The sequence below is a fragment of the Duganella sp. LjRoot269 genome (genome assembly GCF_964254095.1).
Taxonomy (GTDB): Bacteria; Pseudomonadota; Gammaproteobacteria; order Burkholderiales; family Burkholderiaceae_D; genus Rugamonas; species Rugamonas hordei.
The window spans coordinates 3,516,526-3,533,080 of the sequence record NZ_CAXUSL020000001.1 but is presented as its reverse complement, the minus strand read 5'-3'; the positions used below and the strand labels follow the sequence as shown (position 1 = coordinate 3,533,080).

Annotated in this window: 16 protein-coding genes; 1 reads left to right on the top strand and 15 read right to left on the bottom strand. The window is 66.7% G+C overall.

Annotation, left to right across the window (positions count from 1 at the left end):
* Positions 1–30: 30 nt before the first annotated feature.
* The 13 genes from ACSQ3S_RS15905 to ACSQ3S_RS15845 all read right to left on the bottom strand — a co-directional run bounded on the left by ACSQ3S_RS15905 (position 31) and on the right by ACSQ3S_RS15845 (position 12,454).
* Positions 31–1,014, bottom strand: coding sequence for an ABC transporter permease (locus ACSQ3S_RS15905; RefSeq protein ID WP_176650532.1), 984 nt, complete (start codon positions 1,012–1,014; stop codon positions 31–33).
* A 4-nt stretch (positions 1,015–1,018) separates the two neighbouring features.
* Complete coding sequence (locus ACSQ3S_RS15900; RefSeq protein ID WP_436142975.1) at positions 1,019–2,575, bottom strand: sugar ABC transporter ATP-binding protein; 1,557 nt, start codon at positions 2,573–2,575, stop codon at positions 1,019–1,021.
* A gap of 14 nt (positions 2,576–2,589) precedes the next feature.
* Positions 2,590–3,456 (bottom strand): fumarylacetoacetate hydrolase family protein, encoded by an 867-nt coding sequence (locus tag ACSQ3S_RS15895; protein ID WP_436142974.1) that lies wholly within the window; start codon positions 3,454–3,456, stop codon positions 2,590–2,592.
* 37 nt (positions 3,457–3,493) lie between these two features.
* Positions 3,494–4,240 carry an SDR family oxidoreductase gene (locus ACSQ3S_RS15890; protein ID WP_436142973.1) on the bottom strand — a complete coding sequence of 249 codons (747 nt, stop codon included), beginning with the start codon at positions 4,238–4,240 and terminating at the stop codon, positions 3,494–3,496.
* A 3-nt stretch (positions 4,241–4,243) separates the two neighbouring features.
* Positions 4,244–4,573, bottom strand: a complete 330-nt coding sequence (locus ACSQ3S_RS15885) for an L-rhamnose mutarotase (protein ID WP_176650528.1) — start codon at positions 4,571–4,573, stop codon at positions 4,244–4,246.
* Between the two features lie 10 nt (positions 4,574–4,583).
* Positions 4,584–5,411, bottom strand: a complete 828-nt coding sequence (locus tag ACSQ3S_RS15880) for an amidohydrolase family protein (RefSeq protein WP_436145029.1) — start codon at positions 5,409–5,411, stop codon at positions 4,584–4,586.
* Entirely contained in the window at positions 5,411–6,421 is a 1,011-nt protein-coding gene (locus ACSQ3S_RS15875; RefSeq protein ID WP_436142972.1) for an aldo/keto reductase, read from the bottom strand. The genes ACSQ3S_RS15880 and ACSQ3S_RS15875 overlap by 1 nt, the downstream gene beginning before the upstream one ends.
* 2 nt (positions 6,422–6,423) lie before the next feature.
* Entirely contained in the window at positions 6,424–7,644 is a 1,221-nt protein-coding gene (locus tag ACSQ3S_RS15870) for a UxaA family hydrolase (protein ID WP_436142971.1), read from the bottom strand.
* Positions 7,641–7,979, bottom strand: a complete 339-nt coding sequence (locus ACSQ3S_RS15865; protein WP_436142970.1) for a UxaA family hydrolase — start codon at positions 7,977–7,979, stop codon at positions 7,641–7,643. Before ACSQ3S_RS15865 ends, ACSQ3S_RS15870 begins: the two co-directional genes overlap by 4 nt.
* Positions 7,980–8,038: 59 nt before the next feature.
* Positions 8,039–8,953, bottom strand: a complete 915-nt coding sequence (locus ACSQ3S_RS15860; protein ID WP_436142969.1) for a GntR family transcriptional regulator — start codon at positions 8,951–8,953, stop codon at positions 8,039–8,041.
* A 53-nt stretch (positions 8,954–9,006) separates the two neighbouring features.
* The gene (locus ACSQ3S_RS15855; protein ID WP_436142968.1) at positions 9,007–10,137 is read right to left on the bottom strand and encodes a mannitol dehydrogenase family protein; all 1,131 of its coding nucleotides are present in this window, start codon (positions 10,135–10,137) and stop codon (positions 9,007–9,009) included.
* Entirely contained in the window at positions 10,138–11,148 is a 1,011-nt protein-coding gene (locus ACSQ3S_RS15850) for a zinc-binding alcohol dehydrogenase family protein (protein ID WP_436145028.1), read from the bottom strand.
* A 124-nt stretch (positions 11,149–11,272) separates the two neighbouring features.
* On the bottom strand, positions 11,273–12,454 hold the full coding sequence (locus tag ACSQ3S_RS15845; protein ID WP_436142967.1) for a XylR family transcriptional regulator: 1,182 nt from the start codon (positions 12,452–12,454) through the stop codon (positions 11,273–11,275).
* A 279-nt stretch (positions 12,455–12,733) separates the two neighbouring features.
* Here ACSQ3S_RS15845 and ACSQ3S_RS15840 point away from each other — a divergent pair, with 279 nt between their 5' ends.
* Positions 12,734–13,135 (top strand): hypothetical protein, encoded by a 402-nt coding sequence (locus tag ACSQ3S_RS15840; RefSeq protein ID WP_176650521.1) that lies wholly within the window; start codon positions 12,734–12,736, stop codon positions 13,133–13,135.
* 199 nt (positions 13,136–13,334) lie between these two features.
* On the opposite strand, the gene ACSQ3S_RS15835 is transcribed toward ACSQ3S_RS15840, so the two are convergent.
* A complete protein-coding gene (locus ACSQ3S_RS15835) occupies positions 13,335–15,446 on the bottom strand; it encodes a copper-transporting P-type ATPase (protein WP_436142966.1) in 2,112 nt (703 codons plus the stop codon).
* A gap of 168 nt (positions 15,447–15,614) precedes the next feature.
* The gene (locus tag ACSQ3S_RS15830) at positions 15,615–16,469 is read right to left on the bottom strand and encodes an aldo/keto reductase family oxidoreductase (RefSeq protein WP_436142965.1); all 855 of its coding nucleotides are present in this window, start codon (positions 16,467–16,469) and stop codon (positions 15,615–15,617) included.
* Positions 16,470–16,555: the final 86 nt, after the last annotated feature.

Genomic DNA, 16,555 nt, shown 5'->3' with positions numbered 1-16,555 from the left:
TCTCTGTTTTTTTAATCAGGTTGCGGCGCTTCAGCGCCGGTTGCGTCTCTGGTCGATCCATACCGTCAGCAGGATCACCAGTCCGATGATGATCTGCTGGATGAAGCTCGATACCCCGTTCATGTTCAAGCCGTTGCGCAGGATGCCGATCACGAAGGCGCCGATCATGGTGCCGCCGATGCCGCCGATGCCGCCGCTCAGCGAGGTGCCGCCGATCACGGCGCTGGCGATCGCGTCCAGCTCGTACATCACGCCCTCGTTGGGCTGGCCGGTGACCAGGCGCGACATCAGCACGCAGCCGGCCAGCCCGGACAACACGCCCGACAGCACATAGGCCGCCAGCGCCACACGGTCGACCTGCACCCCCGACAAGCGCGCCGCCTCCGAGTTGGAGCCGACCGCGTACAGGTGGCGGCCGAACACGGTGCGCCGCAGCACCAGCGCGGCGGCGACCGCGATGACGATCATCAGCACCACCGGATACGGCACGCCGGGGAACACCACGTCCGGAAACGGCCCGCCGGTGTCGCGCTCGATGCGTCCCAGGGAGCCGTTGCCCAGCGCGCCGAAGGCCTCGCCCAGGCCGGAAATGGCGCGCGCGCCGGTGATCTGCAGCGCCACGCCGCGCGCGATCAGCATCATGCCCAGCGTGGCGATGAAGGGCGGCAGCTTGAGGCGGGTGACCGCCAGGCCGTTGGCCAGCCCGCAGGCGCCGCCGACGGCGACTCCCGCCAGCATGGCGACGCTGGTCGGCATGCCGCCCTGCGCCAGCAACGCCGCCACCACGCCCGACAGCGCCAGCACCGAGCCCGAACTGAGGTCGATGCCGCCGGTGATGATGACGAAGGTGGCCGCCACGCCGAGGTAGGCGATCGAGGTCACCTGCAGCGCCACGCTCATGCCGTTGCCGACCGTGAGGAAGGCGTCGCTGGTGAGCGCGAACACCAAGGCCAGCGCCGCCAGGCTGGCCAGCGCCGCGAACTTCTGTATCAAATCCTTCTGCCTGTCATTCATGTCTCTATTGTCCCGTTTCTGATTCTGATGTGCGCTTCTTGCTGAGCGAGGCGAGATGCATGATCTCTTCTTGTGTCGTGTCGCGGGTGTCGACGACGCCGGTGATCCGGCCTTCATGGAACACCACCACCCGGTCCGTCATGCCCATGATCTCCGGCAGCTCGGAGCTGATCAGCACCACCCCGATGCCGTCGGCCGCCAGCTGGTCGAGCAGGCGGTAGATCGCCAGCTTGGCGCCGACGTCGATGCCGCGCGTGGGCTCGTCGAAGATGATGATCTGCGACTGGCGGAACAGCCATTTGCCGATGGCGATCTTTTGCTGGTTGCCGCCGGACAGGCACTGGGCCAGCTGCGCCGGCGACGGCGTCTTGATGCCGAGCGCCTCGATGTAGCGCACGGCCGCCGCCTGCTCGGCCGGAAAATCGATCAGGCCCGCGCGCGTGGCCACCGCCGCCATGTTGGCCAGCGTCAGGTTGGCGGCCACCGACATGCGGATCGCCAGCCCCTCGCCCTTGCGGTCCTCCGACAGGTAGGCGATGCCGTGGCCGATCGCCTCCGCCGGCGAGCGCACCGTGATCGCGCGTCCGCCCAGTTCGATGGTGCCGCCGTCGAGCGGATCGGCGCCGAACAGCGCGCGCGCCGTCTCGGTGCGGCCGGCTCCCATCAGGCCGGCGAAGCCGAGGATTTCGCCGCGCCGCAGCTCGAAGTCCAGCGGGCCGAACACGCCCTTGCGCTGCAGGCCGCGCACGCGCAGCAGGCAGTCCGTTTGCGGCGCGCGGGTGGCCGGCGGGAAGGTGTCGTCCAGCGCCCTCCCCACCATGCCGGCCACGATGCGCTCGACCGACGTGTCGCGCCACAGCGCGGTCGAGATATAGCGGCCGTCGCGCATGATGGTGACCCGGTCGACGATGTGCTGGAACTCGTCGAGCCGGTGCGAAATGTAGACGATGGCCACGCCATCGCGCTTGAGTTCATGGATGATCTCGAACAGGCGTCCGGTCTCGCTCTCGGTCAGCGAGGACGTGGGCTCGTCCATAATCAGCACTTCGGCGTCGAGCGACAACGCCTTGGCGATTTCCACCATCTGGCGCTGCGCCACCGACAGCGTGCCCACCAGCGCCTGCGGCGCCACGTCCAGCTTGAGCCGCTCGAGCAGGCGGGCGGTGTCGGCGCGCATGCGGCGCTGGTCCACCAGCCAGCCCTTGCGCGGCTCGCGCGCGAGGAAGATGTTCTCGGCCACCGACAGGTGCGGCACCAGGTTCAGCTCCTGGTGGATGATGGCGATGCCGGCCGCCTGCGCCGCCACGGTGGAGCTGAAGCGGCAGGCCGCGCCGCGGTGCACGATCTGGCCGGCGTCGGGCTGGTAGACGCCGCTGAGGATCTTCATCAGCGTCGACTTGCCGGCGCCGTTCTCGCCGCACAGCGCGTGCACCTCGCCCTTGAACGCGTCGAAATGCACGTCGTCGAGCGCCACCACGCCGGGAAAGCGCTTGGTGACGCCGCGCACCGACAGCAAGGCCTGCTCCTCGCGCAACGGCGCCTCGGGCAAAATCGCGGGCATGAGCGCTTCCACGGTCAGCCGTCGATCAGTTCCGGATTCCACGCGTGCACGGTCTGGCGCTGTTCGCCCAGGCCGCCGATCCCCAGGCGCATGGTGTCGCCCGGGCGCAGGTAGACCGGATCGGGCTTCTGCCCCAGGCCCACGCCGGGCGGGGTGCCGGTGCTGATGATGTCGCCGGGGTTCAGCGTCATGAAGCGGCTGATGTAGCTGACCAGGTGGGCCACGCCGAACACCATGGTGCGCGTGCTGCCGCTCTGGAAGCGGCGGCCGTTCACCTCCAGCCACATGTCGAGGTTTTGCGGGTCCGGCACCTCGTCCGCCGTCACCAGCCACGGGCCGATGGGGCCGAAGGTGTCGCAACCCTTGCCCTTGTCCCACTGGCCGCCGCGCTCGAGCTGGTACTCGCGCTCGGACAGGTCGTTGACCACGCAATAGCCGGCCACGTGCCGCAGCGCCTCTTCCTCGGTGACGTAGCGCGCGGTGCTGCCGATGACGACACCCAGTTCCACCTCCCAATCGCTCTTGACCGATTCGCGCGGCAGCACCACCGGATCGTTACAACCGATCACGCAGCTGGTGGCCTTCATGAACAGCACCGGCTCGGCCGGCACCGCCATGCCCGATTCGGCCGCGTGGTCGGAATAATTGAGGCCGACGCAAATGAACTTGCCGACGCCCGCCCACGGCTGCGCCATGCGCACCGGCTCGGGCACCGCCGGCAGCCGGGCCGGATCCAGCGCCGCCAGCCGCGCCAGCGAGGCCGGCCCCAGGTCGGCCGCGCGCAGGTCCGGCAGCACGGCCGACAGGTCGCGCAGCACGCCCTCGGCGTCGATCAGGCCGGGTTTTTCCTGGCCCTTGGGGCCGTATCGCAGTAATTTCATGTCTCGGTTTCTCTTTGTTGTGGTAAAGGGTTGATGCTCAATTGCTCCAGCCGCCGTCAATCACATGCACGGTGCCGGTGGTGAAGGCCGATTCGTTGCCGGCCAGGTAGACCGCCAGCGCGGCGATCTCCTCCGGTAAGCCCAGCCGCCCCATGGGCTGGCGCGCGGCGAAGGCCTGGCTGACCTGCTGCACGCTCTGGCCGCTGTCGTGGGCCTGCGTCTCGATGCGCTGGCGCAGCGATGGCGAGGCCACGGTGCCCGGACAGATCGCGTTGCAGCGCACCCCGCTGGTGACGAAATCGGCCGCCACCGACTTGGTCAGACCGATCACGGCCGCCTTGGTGGTGCTGTAGATGAAGCGGTTCGGCACCGCGCGCACGCTGGAGGCGATCGAGGCCATGTTGATGATGGAGCCGCTGCCCCGCTCCAGCATGCCGGGCAGGATGGCACGGATCAAACGGTACATCGAGCGCACGTTGAGGTTCATGGAAAAATCCCAGTCGCTGTCCTCGCAACCGAGGATGGTGCCGGCATGGACGTAGCCGGCGCAGTTGAACAGGATGTCGACCGCTCCCAATTCCTGCGCCAGCGCGGCGATGGCCTGGGCGTCGGTGACGTCCAGGCGGCGCGCCTCGCAGCCGGCCAGCGTGGCCACCTGCTCCAGGTCGCGGTCGGTGGCGATCACGCGCGCGCCCTCGGCCGCGAAGGCCAGCGCGGTGGCGCGGCCGATACCTTGACCGGCGGCCGTGACCAGCGCGGTTTTTCCTTGCAATCGTTTAGTCATGATTCAATCCATGTGAAAGACGGGTTCCATCATCGCCCAGTGCTCGCCTTCGGCGCGGCTGGCCAGCGGCAGCTGGCAGGGACTGCAAAAGGTCCACCAGCGCTGGGTTTCCGGGTCGGCCGCCACCCGCCGCATGTCGGCGTCGAAGTCGGAACCGTGGTATTCCCAGTAGCCGAACAGCAGATTCTCCGGCTCACGCAGGAAGATCGTGTAGTTGCGCACGTTCGCCTCCCGCAGCACCGCCAGCACCTGCAGCCACACGGCCGCGTGCAGCGCGCGGTACTCCGCGATCCGGTCGGGTGCGATGCCGATCACCATGCCCATTCTTTGCATGTCAGTTTCCTCAATCAAGTCGGTAAAAGCGTAGCGCGTTCAGGCCGAAGACGTCGTCCAGCGCCACGCCGTCCAGGCCCGCCAGCAAGGCCTCGCTGGCGGCGACCCATTGCCCGTAGTCGGCGGCCAGGTCCAGCACCGGCCAGTCGCTGCCCCAGATCACACGGCGCGGACCGAAGACCTCCAGGATGTGGTCGACGTACGGGCGCAGTCCCTCCACGCTCCAGGCCCCGCCAGCCTCGGTCACCAGGCCGGACAGCTTGCAATGCACCTGCGGCAGCCGCGCCAGGCGCGCGATGTCGCCGCGCCACGGTTCCAGCTCGCCGCGCGCGATGGGCGGCTTGGCGCCGTGGTCGATCACCAGCGGCAGGTCAGGATGGCGCTCGGCAAAGGCCAGCAGCGCCGGCAGGTGGCGCGGCAGCACCAGGCCGTCGAGGCTCAGGCCGAAATGCCGCATCGCCTCGATCGCCGGCGCCAGTGCCTCGTCGTCGATCCAGCGCTCGTCGTCGAGGTCCTGCAGCATCGGGCGCAGTCCCTTGAGCATCGGGCAGAGCGCCAGCGAGGCGATGCGGGTCGGCGCGTCGCGCGCCTTCAGGTCGACCCAGCCGACCACCCCGCCGATGAAGGCATGACGCTGCGCCAGGTTGAGTATGTAGCGGGTGTCACGCTCGTCTGGCATCGATTGCACCAGCACCGTGCGGGCAATGCCGTGCCGCACCAGCAACGGCGCCAGGTCGTCCGGCGCGAAGTCGCGGTGGATCGCGGCCAGCGCCGGCGGAGGCCAGGCTCCGTGGCGGTCGGCCAGGCGCCAGAAGTGCTGGTGGGCGTCGACCCGCATCACGCCCCCAGCTCCACCGGCGCGCGCTCGTCAAGCAGGCCGCGGCGCTTGAGCTCCTGCCACAGCTGCGGCGGAATCGGCAGCTCGAACCACTCGGCGTTCTGGCGCAGCTGCGCCACGTCGTGCGAACCGGGGATGCAGGACACCACGGCCGGATGGGCCATCGGGAATTGCAGCGCGGCCGCCGGCAGCGGCGTGTCGAACTCGCGGCAGACGGCGGCGATGGCGTCGACCCGCTGCAGGATCTCTGCCGGCGCGTCGGTATAGTTGAAGGTGCGGGCGCCGGCCAGCACGCCGGAATTGAACGGTCCGCCGATGACGATCGCGTTGCCGTGCCGCTGGCAAGCGTCCAGCAGGGGCGTCAGCGCGCCCTGCTCCAGCAGCGTGTAGCGGCCCGCCAGCAGCGTGCAGTCGAGCGGGCATTCCTGCATCGCGTCGGCCACCACCTCCCATTCGTTGACCCCGAGTCCGATCGCACCCACGCGCCCGGAGCCGCGCAGCTCGTCCAGCGCGCGGAAGCCTCCGCCGGTGAGCTGACGCCAGTATTTGTCGTGCAGCTCGCCGTGCGTGGCGCGGCCGATGTCATGCACCAGCAGGATGTCGATGCGATCGAGGTCGAGGCGCTCCAGACTGTCCTCGTGCGAGCGCATGATGCCGTCGTAGCTGTAGTCGTAATGCGGGCGGTATTGCAGCGGATCGGCCCAGCCGCAGGTGCCGGGCAGCACCCCCGCGGCGGGCAGCATCAGCCGACCGACCTTGGTGCTGACCACGTACTGGTCGCGTGGACGTTCGCTCAAGGCCTCGCCCAGGCGGCGTTCGGAGCGCGTGAAGCCGTAGTACGGCGCGGTGTCGAAATAGCGCAGGCCCAGGTCCCATGCGGCATCGACGGCGGCGCGCGCCGCGCGCTCGGAGACGGCCTGGTACAGGCCGCCGATCGGCGCGCAGCCCATGCCCAGCCGGGTCAGCCGCAGGCCGCCGCGCGGCAGGGCGATCGAGTCGTCGCAGCGCACGGTCAGGCCGCCTTCAGCGGGAAGCAGCCGGGCCCCGTGGGCTCGAACTGCTTGTAGGTCAGGATGAATTCCTGGTGTCCCAGCTGCTCCGAGCAGCTTTGGGCACCGTTGGCGACGCTCGCCACCAGGTCGACGATCTCGCCGCCGACCTGCTCCAGCGTCGCCTCGCCGGTCAGGATGCGGCCGGCGTTGACGTCCATGTCCTCGGCCAGCTTGGTGTAAGTGGCCGGATTGGCGCAGACCTTGATGACGGGCGAGATCGCCGAGCCGACCACCGAGCCGCGCCCGGTGGTAAACAGCGTCAGGTGGGCGCCGCAGGCGATCAGTTCGACGATCTCGGCGTTATCGGAAATGTTGGGGAAGCCGAAGCGCGGTTCGCCGTCGGGCACCACGTCGAGCAGGTACAGGCCGTGGCCCGGCGGCTGGTCGCCCGGCTTGAGGATGCCGCTGATCGGCGAGGCGCCGCTCTTGGCGTAGGCGCCCAGCGACTTTTCTTCCAGCGTGGTCAGGCCGCCGTCGGCGTTGCCGGGGGCGAAGCTGCCGTGTCCCATGATGGTGTAGTAGCGCGCGGCCTTCTCCACCGTCTGCACGATGGCCTCGCCCAGTTCCGGCGTCACCGCGCGGCGCTTCATGTGGTATTCGCAGCCGACCAGTTCACCCGTCTCCTCGAAGATGCAGGCGGCGCCGGCGGCGATCAACTGGTCGAAGGCGACGCCGACCGCCGGATTGGCGGTGATGCCGCTGGTGCTGTCGGAGCCGCCGCAGATGGTGGCCACCACCAGCTCGTCCAGGCCCATCGGCACGCGCTGCTGGGAGCCGACCTGTTCCAGCGCCCAGCTCACCCATTCGCGGCCGCTCTGGACGCCGCTGCGGGTGCCGCCCGCGTCCTGGATCGTGACCGTGTGCACCGGGCGGCCGCTATCGGCGACGGCCGCTTCCAGGCCGTTCTTGTCGAAGCTCTCGCAGCCGAGCGACACCAGCAGCGCCGCGCCCACGTTCGGGTGGGTCAGCACGCTGCGCATGATCTTGTCCGCGTACTCGTTGGGGAAGCAGCCGGGGAAGCCGATCAGGTGCACCGGCTGGTCCGGGAAGGCGCTGGTGATCAGGCGCGCCACGTGATGCGCGCATTCGACCAGGTAGGCCACGACGACCACGTTGCGGATGCCCTTGCGGCCGTCCAGGCGCTGGTAACCGGCCAGGGTGTACGATGGTTGCGACGTCATTTGGCTTTGCTCCCGATGAAGTGGTGGCCGCCCTCGCCCAGCGTGTAGGTCGGGATATAGCAGCTTTCCAGGTTGTGCGTATGGATATGCGCGCCGGCGGCGATCGGCGCGCTGGCCTTGCCGATGATGGCGCCGTAGCGCAGCACCGTGTCGCCGGCGCGCAGGTCGCTGCGCGCGACCTTATGGCCCAGATGGATGTCTTGCGCGAGGGTGACGGCCTGGCCGTCGATCTCCACGCTGGCGCCGGCCTTCAGTTCAAGGCGGGCAATCAGGCAATTGTCCTCGGGTGACATCAGGAGCAGGCTCGATGCCTGCGCGGTGGTTGGTGTGGGCATGTCGGTCCTTTGCATACAGTCGGTTCCAGAGAGAGCTGTCCATGCCGCCGCGCGCCGCGTCAGCCGGAGTGGGCCCGCATCTCTCTGGTGCGGATGGATTGCAGCAGTGTGCTGCGGGAAGAATTCAGATGGATGCGCATGGCGTCCAGCGCGCCGTTGATGTCCCGCCGCGCCAGCGCGTGCAGGATGTCGAGGTGCTCGTGCGCCGCGTACTGGTTGCGCGCCATCTCGTTGCCTTTGTCCCACTGGTAGTGGTAGTGGAACACCAGCGACACGATGTCGTAAAAGCCCTGCGCGAAGCGGTTGTGCAGCAGCCCGATGAGGAAGGTGTGGAAGTCGCGGTCCAGCGCCGGAAAGTCCTTGTGGCGCGCCGGCATGACCGAGCCAAGCTGCTCGTGGCGCGCGATCAGGTCGTCCAGCACGGCCATCGCCGGGTCGCTGGGCGGCAGCATGCCGAAGCGCTCGATCGCCGCCAGCTCGAACATCTGGCGCACGTCGGCCAGCTCCATGGCGAACGAGCGGTCGAAGGCGCACAGGCGCCAGCCGCCGTTCGGCTTCTTTTCGATCAGGCCGTAGCGCGAGAACTCGATCATGAATTCGCGCACGCTGATCGTGCTGACCTCGGCCGCACGCGCCAGTTCCGCCTCGGAGAACTCCGCGCCCGGCGGCAGGTCGCTGTGGTAGATGCGCTCCATCAGCACCTGCCGCACCCGGTCCGGTCCGGTCTGTAAATCGGCGATGTCGAAGTAATCCTTGCGCGCCGGCTTGCGCAGCAGGCGCCGTTCCTTCAGGTCGCTGATCAGGCCCTGCGCATGCAGATACGTCAGCGCACTGCGGATCGCCGTGCGGCTGCCGCCCACCAGCGCGACCATCTGGTGTTCCGTGGGCAGCGTGTCCCCGATCGCCACCTCGGTGGTGATGTGCTTGAGCAGCAGGTTGGCGCTGCGCTTGAAGATGGTAGGAGGTCGGGCCATGAGGTTGGGAACACGCCGGATTGGCGATCATATATAAAGGACAATCATACATTCTACCGTACCTCCAGCGCCACCAGGCCAAGGGCATCGCGCAGACGCGCTTGCGCAATGCCTAGACCGAGTTCGCCGGCCAGCTCCACCACCGGCAGCAGGCGCCGGCGCTTCTTTTCCTCGTGGTTCTGGGCGATGTCGGCGAGCCGGTGGGCCAGATAGGGATTGTTGAAACGGTCCCTGACCTGCTCCACGTAGGCGCGGCTTTCGGCCTCCTCGCCCAGCGCCTTGAACACCGGCAGCACCTCCTCCTCCCACAGCGCCTCCAGCCCCGCGCGCAGGCCATGGTCGGCCATCGCCTGCAGCACCGTCTCGCCGGCCGGCCGCGCGCCGCGCAGCCATTGCTCGGCCAGGAAACTGTGGCCGAGGTTGAGCAGGAACAGCTTGCGCCGCTCATACGGCTCCAGCCTCCTGGTCACCACGATAGCCGGATGCGTGCATGGCAGCTCCATGTCCGGCTGGGCTTCGACCACCCACAGGGCATAGGGTTCGGCCACCGCGCCGGCCGGCTCGATCGGCTCGGACACGATGCGGTCGACCAGGGAATTGATCCAGATGCAGCGGCTTTGCAGCCAGTCGACGAAGGCCTGCTCCAGCGCCCAGTCGCGCGCCAGCCGCAGCACCACCTCGCGCAGCGCGCTGCCGTTGTTGGCGACCAGCTCGCACGGGAACAGGGTGATGGGCGCCCCGCCCTGGCGGTAGCGCGCGTGCAGCAGCACCAGCAGCTTGGCCGGAAAAGCGCGCGGCGCGGTATCGGCGGACAGCAGGCCGGGGTGGTCGTGCTCCGACAGGTCGTAGCCGCGGTCGCCGGTGTTGGACACGATGACGCGCGCCTCGCCGGCGGCATGGCGGCGGATCTCGGCCCAATCGCGGTCGGCGTGCAGGCCGCGCCGGACCGAGGTGACGCGCAGCTCGTCGTCGATCACGGCGCCGTCGCGCAGCCCGCGGATGCGCACCGGATAGCCGTGGCCGAGGTTGAAGGCGGCCAGCCGCTGTTCGCTCTGGGCGCTGCCGGTGCTCTGCACCACCGTGATCGGCCCCAGCGCCGCGCCATTGGCCATCGCCTCGCTGACAAACAAATCGACGTGCGCCTGCAGAAAGCGGCTGGTGCCAAATTGCAGAATCGGATTCAATCAGACCTCGACGATGGCTTTGATCACGCCGGCGGAGGGTTCCATCCATTGCGGCAGCACGTCGATGAAATCGTCGAGCGTGGCGCGATGGGTGTTCATCAGGCGGGTCGGCACCAGGCCGGCCTTCATGGCCGCCAGCACCTCGCGGAAATCGTCCGCGGTCGCGTTGCGGCTGCCGAGCAGGGTCGTCTCGCGCTTGTGGAATTCCGGATCGGCGAACGAGATCCGGTCCGGCACGATCGACACCAGCACATAGGCGCCGCCATGGGCCACGAACTCCAGGCCGCGCTCCATGGCCTTGATGTTGCCGGTCGCGTCGAACACGACGTCGAAGAAATCGCCGCCGGACAGCTCCTGCAGCGCGGCCTTGTCGCCCTCGCCGACCGCCACCACGTGCTCGACACCCAGCGCGTCCTTGCAGAAGGCCAGCCGGTCGGCGCGCGAATCGAGCACCGCGACATTGGCACCCTTGAGGGATGCGAACAAGGCCACCGCGACGCCGATCGGTCCCGCCCCCACCACCAGCACGCGCTGTCCGGCTTCCACCGAACCGCGCCGCACCGCGTGCGCGCCGATGGCCAGGAATTCGAGCATCGCGGCGTCATCGAGCGAAATGCCGTCGGTCTTGAACAGGAATTGCGCCGGCACGGTCAGATATTCAGCCATGCCGCCGTCGCGGTGCACGCCCAGCACCTGGATCCGGCTGCAGCAGTTGGTCTTGCCCTTGCGGCAGGCCACGCAGCTGCCGCACGACAGGTAGGGCATGGCGTAGACCTGGTCGCCTGGCGCCAGTTCCGAGCCTGGCGGCGCGGTCACGACCTCGCCGGACAGCTCATGCCCCATCACGCGCGGATAGCTCAGGAACGGCTGGGTGCCGCGGAAGATGTGCATGTCGGTGCCGCATACGCCGATGCGCCGTACGCGCATCAGCACCTCGCCCTCGGCGGCAACGGGAATCGGACCGTGCACCATGCGCAACTGGCCGGGTGCTTCGCACACTATGCTTTTCATCATGAAATTTTCCATTTAATACTATTTTTTGTGACGGCCAGTGTATGGTATATGTTTTGAACATTCAATAATTTTGCGTTCATTAAATCACCAAGTGGCGCAATGAATTTGCTTACTTCCGGCCTCAGGCCGCCTCCGCCTCGCCCAGCGCGCGGCTGCGGTAGGCGCGCGGCGTGCCACCCAGTTCGCGCTTGAACACCAGATGCATGTATTGGGCAGAACTAAATCCGCAGCCCTGGGCCACGTCGGCCATGCTGGCACCTCCGCTTTCCAGGCCCATCTTGGCCGCTTCGAGCTTGAAGCGCAGAATCGCATCGTGCACGCTGCACCCCAGCTCCTGCCGGAAGTAAGTCTCCAGCGAGGAGCGCGACACGCCCACGTAGGCGGCCACCTGCTGGCCCCTGATGCCCTGGCAGGCATATTGACGGATGAAATGGCAGGCCAGCACCACCTGCGGGTGGTTGACCGCCTGGTGCCGGCTCGATGCCTGCGCGTTGACGCCGGCGGGCGGCACCAGCAGGCGAAGCTCGGCCGGCGGTACGCCGTGCAGCATCCCGTCCATCAGCCGGGCGGCGGCGGCGCCGATCTGCTCCCCGCCCTGGATCACGGAGCTGAGCGGGATGCGCCCCAGCGCCCGTACCAGCGGGTCGTTGTCGATGCCAACCAGCGCCACCTGTTCCGGCACCGCGATCCCGGCGATGGCGCAGGCCTGCAGCAGCTGGCGCGCGCGCGCGTCCGTGACGGCGATGATGCCGATCGGCTTGGGCAGGCTGTGCAGCCAGCAGATCAGGCGCCGTACCGACTCGTTCCAGGCCGCCACGCTGGTGTCGCCCCCGCGGAAGATCTCGACCTCCATCCGGTCGCGCTCCATCAGGTCGTGGAAAGCGTTTTCGCGCTCTTGCGCCCAACGGTGCTCGTCGGTCGCGGGTTGGCTGAACATGGCGAAGCGGCGCAGGCCTGCCTCGGCCAGATGCTGGTGCGCCAGCTTGACGATGGCCGCGTTGTCGGTCGCGACATACGGCACGTCGCACGGATACTCGGCTTCGCTGGCATAGGAGCCGCCTACGGCTACCACCGGCACGCTGCTGCGCGACAGAACAGCCGCCACCGCGGGGTCGTCGAAGTCGGCGATGATGCCATCGCCCTGCCAGTGCTCGAAGCCGGCCAGGCGCAGGCGAAAATCCTCTTCCAGAAACAGGTCCCAGGCCACATCGGCATCACGCAGGTAGGAAGCGATGCCAGCCACGACGTCGCGGTCGAAGGCTTTGTTGGCGTTGAACAGCAAGGCAATCCGGGGCGCTTTCATCGCTGACCTCCTCTGAGTGGCAGGTGACGCGAACTGCTGGCCCACGGCGCGCGGCATGGCTTGAGTGTCATTGGATTGTCTCCCCATAGACGTATGTTTTTATATTGAGCGGTGTTTAACCGCTGTTTAATATATATAGAATACAACCAAAACGCAAGCCGTGTTGAACGCACCAGTTTGTTGTTTTTTTGACGCCGGGGACAATTTTGACTTGGATCAAACAATTCTCAGGCATGAATCCGTAGGATGAACCTTGTCACCATGTCTCTGGAGAACCGCATGAAATCGTTCCTTGCCCTGCCGCTCACACTGGCACTGATCGCGCCCAGCCAGGCGTTCTCGACCGAACCGCCCCGGCATGAGGAGCATCATCCGGCTGTCTCCGCGCCCGCCAATACGCCCGTTGACACGGCGAAGATGGATGCGCAGATGCGAGCCATGCGCGACATGCACGAAAAGATGATGAGTGCCAAGACCCCGGAAGAGCGCAAGGCTTTGATGGCTGAACACATGAAAGCCATGCGGGAAGGTATGTCGATGATGGATGGTATGACGGGCGCGGGCTCCGCCAGAGCAAAAACCATGTCGCCCCAGGCGATGCAGAAGCAGATGGACATGATGAAGATGATGATGCAAATGATGATGGACCGAATGGATGCCACCCCGCCACCAGGCAAGTAATCCTATCGCCGCCTCAATCCAGTCCCGGAGCGCCGCCCGAGCCGCGGAACGAAGGCGGGAGTGCGATCGCGGTAGCGTCGGTACTCCTCGCCGAATTCCCCCAGTGCCCGCACTTCCTCGGTATGCGCCAGCCGGGCGTACACATATACCAAAAGGGCCCGAAATGGGGAATGTTCCCTGATGAGGCTCCCGAAGTGCATCATCTGAGCCGCAAGGCGTTGCTGATCACCGAAGCGGAACTGAGGCTCATCGCCAATGCGGCGATGAGCGGCGAGAGCAGCCATCCCGTCAGCGGATAGAGCACGCCGGCCGCGATCGGAATGCCAAGCGCGTTGTAGACCAGCGCGAACAGCAGGTTCTGCTTCATGTTGGCGACAGTGCCCACCGAGATCAGGCGCGCCGTCGCGATCCCGCGCAAATCTCCTTTGACCAGCGTCACTTGCGCGCTGTTCATCGCCACGTCGGTTCCGGTGCCCATCGCGATGCCGACGTCGGCCCGCGCCAGGGCGGGCGCGTCGTTGATGCCGTCGCCAGCCATCGCCACGACACGTCCCTCGCGCTGCAGTTTTTCGACCAGCACCAGCTTGTCGGCCGGCTTGACCTCGCCGTGCACCTCGTCGATGCCGAGGCGCTTGCCGACGGCGACGGCCGTCGTGACGCCGTCGCCGGTGGCCATGACCACCCGTATTCCCGCCGCGGCAAGTGTGTCGAGCGCCTCGCGCGTGCTGGCCTTGATCGGGTCCGACACGGCCAGCAGCCCGGCCAGACGGCCATCTACCGCCAGGTGCATCACGCTCGCGCCCTCCAGGCGCAGCGCCTCGGCGGCCGGCTTCATGGGCGCCACATCCACGCCGATCTGAGTCATCAAGGTGGTATTGCCGAGCGCGAGCTGCCGGCCGTTGACGCTGCCGCGCACGCCGATGCCGCTGCTTGACTCGAACGCATCGGGTTTGTCGAGCGCCAGCTCGCGCTCGCGCGCGGCGCGCACGATGGCGTCGGCCAGCGGATGCTCGCTGCCCTGGTCGAGGCTGGCGGCCAGGTGTAAAACCTCGTCCTCGGCAAAGCCGGCGGCGGCGATGGCGCGCTCGAAGGCGGGCTTGCCTTCGGTCAGCGTACCGGTCTTGTCGACGATGACCGTGTCGACCTCGCGCAATTTCTCGATCGCGGCGGCGTCGCGAAACAGCACGCCATGGGTGGCCGCCTTGCCGGTGGCGACCATGATCGACATCGGCGTCGCCAGGCCGAGCGCGCACGGACAGGCGATGATCAGCACGGCCACCGCATTGATGAGTCCATAGACCCAGCTCGGCTGCGGGCCGAACAGCCCCCACGCAAGGAAGGTCAGCACCGCGATCGCGACCACGCCGCTGACGAAATATCCGGCCACCACGTCCGCCATGCGCTGCATCGGTGCCTTGGAGCGCTGGGCATTGGCAACCATCTGCACGATCTGGGCCAGCACGGTTTGCGATCCGACCTTCTCGGAACGCATCACCAGAGCCCCGCTGGCATTCAGCGTGGCGCCGATCACCTTGTCTCCCGTGCGCTTGGTGACGGGGATAGGCTCGCCCGTCAGCATCGACTCGTCGACGGCGCTGCTGCCCTCCAGCACAACGCCATCGACCGGCACCTTTTCGCCGGGACGAACCCGCAGCATGTCGCCGACGTGGACATGGGCGAGCGGCACATCCTCCTCGCTGCCGTCGGCATGGATGCGGCGCGCGGTTTTCGGCGCCAGCCCCAGCAGCGACTTGATGGCGGCCGAGGTTTTCGAACGCGCCTTCAGTTCGAGCATCTGCCCGAGCAAGGTCAGCGAGATAATGACCGCCGCCGCTTCGTAATACACGCCGATGCGCCCCATCGACACGAACGTCGGCGGGAACACCTGTGGCGCGAGCGTCGCCACCACGCTGTAGACAAAGGCGGCGCCGGTGCCGAGCCCGATCAGGGTCCACATGTTCGGGCTGCGGTTGCGCACCGATTGGGCTCCACGGACGAAAAATGGCCATCCCGCCCACAGGACGATGGGGATCGCGAGTATCAATTCCACCCAGGTCTGGGTGCGGATCTCCATCAGCTCCAGCCGGTGCCCGAACATCGCCAGCGTGGTCACCACGACCGTCAGCGGCAAGGTCCACCAGAACCGGCGGGTGAAATCCCGAAGTTCCGGATTGTCGTCGTCTGCCAGATCGGGAATCACCGGCTCCAGGCTCATGCCGCATTTCGGACAGTTGCCCGGATGGTCGAGCCGGATTTCCGGATGCATCGGACAGGTGTAGACCAGGTCTTTCGATATTGATTCCCGAAGCATTTCAAATCCCATCTTGAGGTCCTGAATTGGCCATGTTGTCAATCACTGTAGTCGGATATGCATCCTCAAAACCTTGATATACATCAAATTACCGGAGATTCGCCGTCCATACTTTCGGCAGTTGGTGGGAAGTGCAAGTTTCGAACTGGAGCGCGACCTGGCCGGCAGTTATGCCGACGTGATGATGCCATTCAGCTTACGGACGGCTTCCGGCGGCAGCATCAGATCGGCAGCGGCGGCATTTTGACGCAGATGGGCAACCGATGAGGTGCCGGGAATCAGCAGGATATTCTGCGAACGTTGCAGTAGCCAGGCCAGCGCTGTCTGCATGGGCGTGGCGGCCAGCTGCGCGGCGACATCCGACAGGATAGCCGATTGCAGCGGCGAGAAGCCACCAAGCGGGAAGAACGGCACGTAGGCGATACCGTCTTTTGCCAGCTCGTCGATCAGTGCGTCGTCGTGGCGGTGGACCAGGTTGTATTGATTCTGCACACAAACAATGGGGGCGATGCTGCGCGCCTGCTTCACTTGCTGCGCGGTCGCATTGCTCACGCCAATATGACGTATCAGGCCGCGGTGCTGCAGTTCCGCCAGTGCGGTGATGTGGGCTTCAATGTCGCCTTCCGCCGGCCCCATGACGTCAAACATGAGACGCATGTTCACCACATCCAGTCGTTCCAGGCCGAGGTTGCGCAGGTTGTCATGCACTGCTGCCTCCAGCGCCTTCGGTGATTGGGCTGGCAGCCAGGAAGCGTCAGCGCCGCGCGAGGCGCCGATCTTGGTGACGATCACCAGATCGTCCGCGTACGGATGCAGCGCTTCGCGGATCAGCTGGTTGGTGACATGAGGGCCGTAGAAATCACTGGTGTCGATGTGATTGATGCCCAGCGCAGCAAGCTCCCGCAGCACTGCCAGCGCTTCCTCGCGGTTCGTGGGCGGGCCGAAGACGTGCGGGCCCGAAAGCTGCATGGCGCCATAGCCCATGAGGTTGACAGTCAGATCGCCAAGTTGGAAGGTGTTCAAAATATGCTCCTGAAGGATGGGTTGACGAACACAGTCTAGGCGCGAAAACTTTGTGCGACAATACCTCGCAATGGCACAACTTGTGC

Excerpts from the sequence above, each read along its gene's own strand:
- ACSQ3S_RS15905 (WP_176650532.1), bottom strand. The coding sequence starts at position 1,014 with ATGAATGACAGGCAGAAGGATTTGATACAGAAGTTCGCGGCGCTGGCC.
- ACSQ3S_RS15900 (WP_436142975.1), bottom strand. The coding sequence starts at position 2,575 with ATGCCCGCGATTTTGCCCGAGGCGCCGTTGCGCGAGGAGCAGGCCTTG.
- ACSQ3S_RS15895 (WP_436142974.1), bottom strand. The coding sequence starts at position 3,456 with ATGAAATTACTGCGATACGGCCCCAAGGGCCAGGAAAAACCCGGCCTG.
- ACSQ3S_RS15890 (WP_436142973.1), bottom strand. The coding sequence starts at position 4,240 with ATGACTAAACGATTGCAAGGAAAAACCGCGCTGGTCACGGCCGCCGGT.
- ACSQ3S_RS15885 (WP_176650528.1), bottom strand. The coding sequence starts at position 4,573 with ATGCAAAGAATGGGCATGGTGATCGGCATCGCACCCGACCGGATCGCG.
- ACSQ3S_RS15880 (WP_436145029.1), bottom strand. The coding sequence starts at position 5,411 with ATGCGGGTCGACGCCCACCAGCACTTCTGGCGCCTGGCCGACCGCCAC.
- ACSQ3S_RS15870 (WP_436142971.1), bottom strand. The coding sequence starts at position 7,644 with ATGACGTCGCAACCATCGTACACCCTGGCCGGTTACCAGCGCCTGGAC.
- ACSQ3S_RS15865 (WP_436142970.1), bottom strand. The coding sequence starts at position 7,979 with ATGCCCACACCAACCACCGCGCAGGCATCGAGCCTGCTCCTGATGTCA.
- ACSQ3S_RS15860 (WP_436142969.1), bottom strand. The coding sequence starts at position 8,953 with ATGGCCCGACCTCCTACCATCTTCAAGCGCAGCGCCAACCTGCTGCTC.
- ACSQ3S_RS15850 (WP_436145028.1), bottom strand. The coding sequence starts at position 11,148 with ATGAAAAGCATAGTGTGCGAAGCACCCGGCCAGTTGCGCATGGTGCAC.
- ACSQ3S_RS15845 (WP_436142967.1), bottom strand. The coding sequence starts at position 12,454 with ATGAAAGCGCCCCGGATTGCCTTGCTGTTCAACGCCAACAAAGCCTTC.
- ACSQ3S_RS15840 (WP_176650521.1), top strand. The coding sequence starts at position 12,734 with ATGAAATCGTTCCTTGCCCTGCCGCTCACACTGGCACTGATCGCGCCC.
- ACSQ3S_RS15835 (WP_436142966.1), bottom strand. The coding sequence starts at position 15,446 with ATGCTTCGGGAATCAATATCGAAAGACCTGGTCTACACCTGTCCGATG.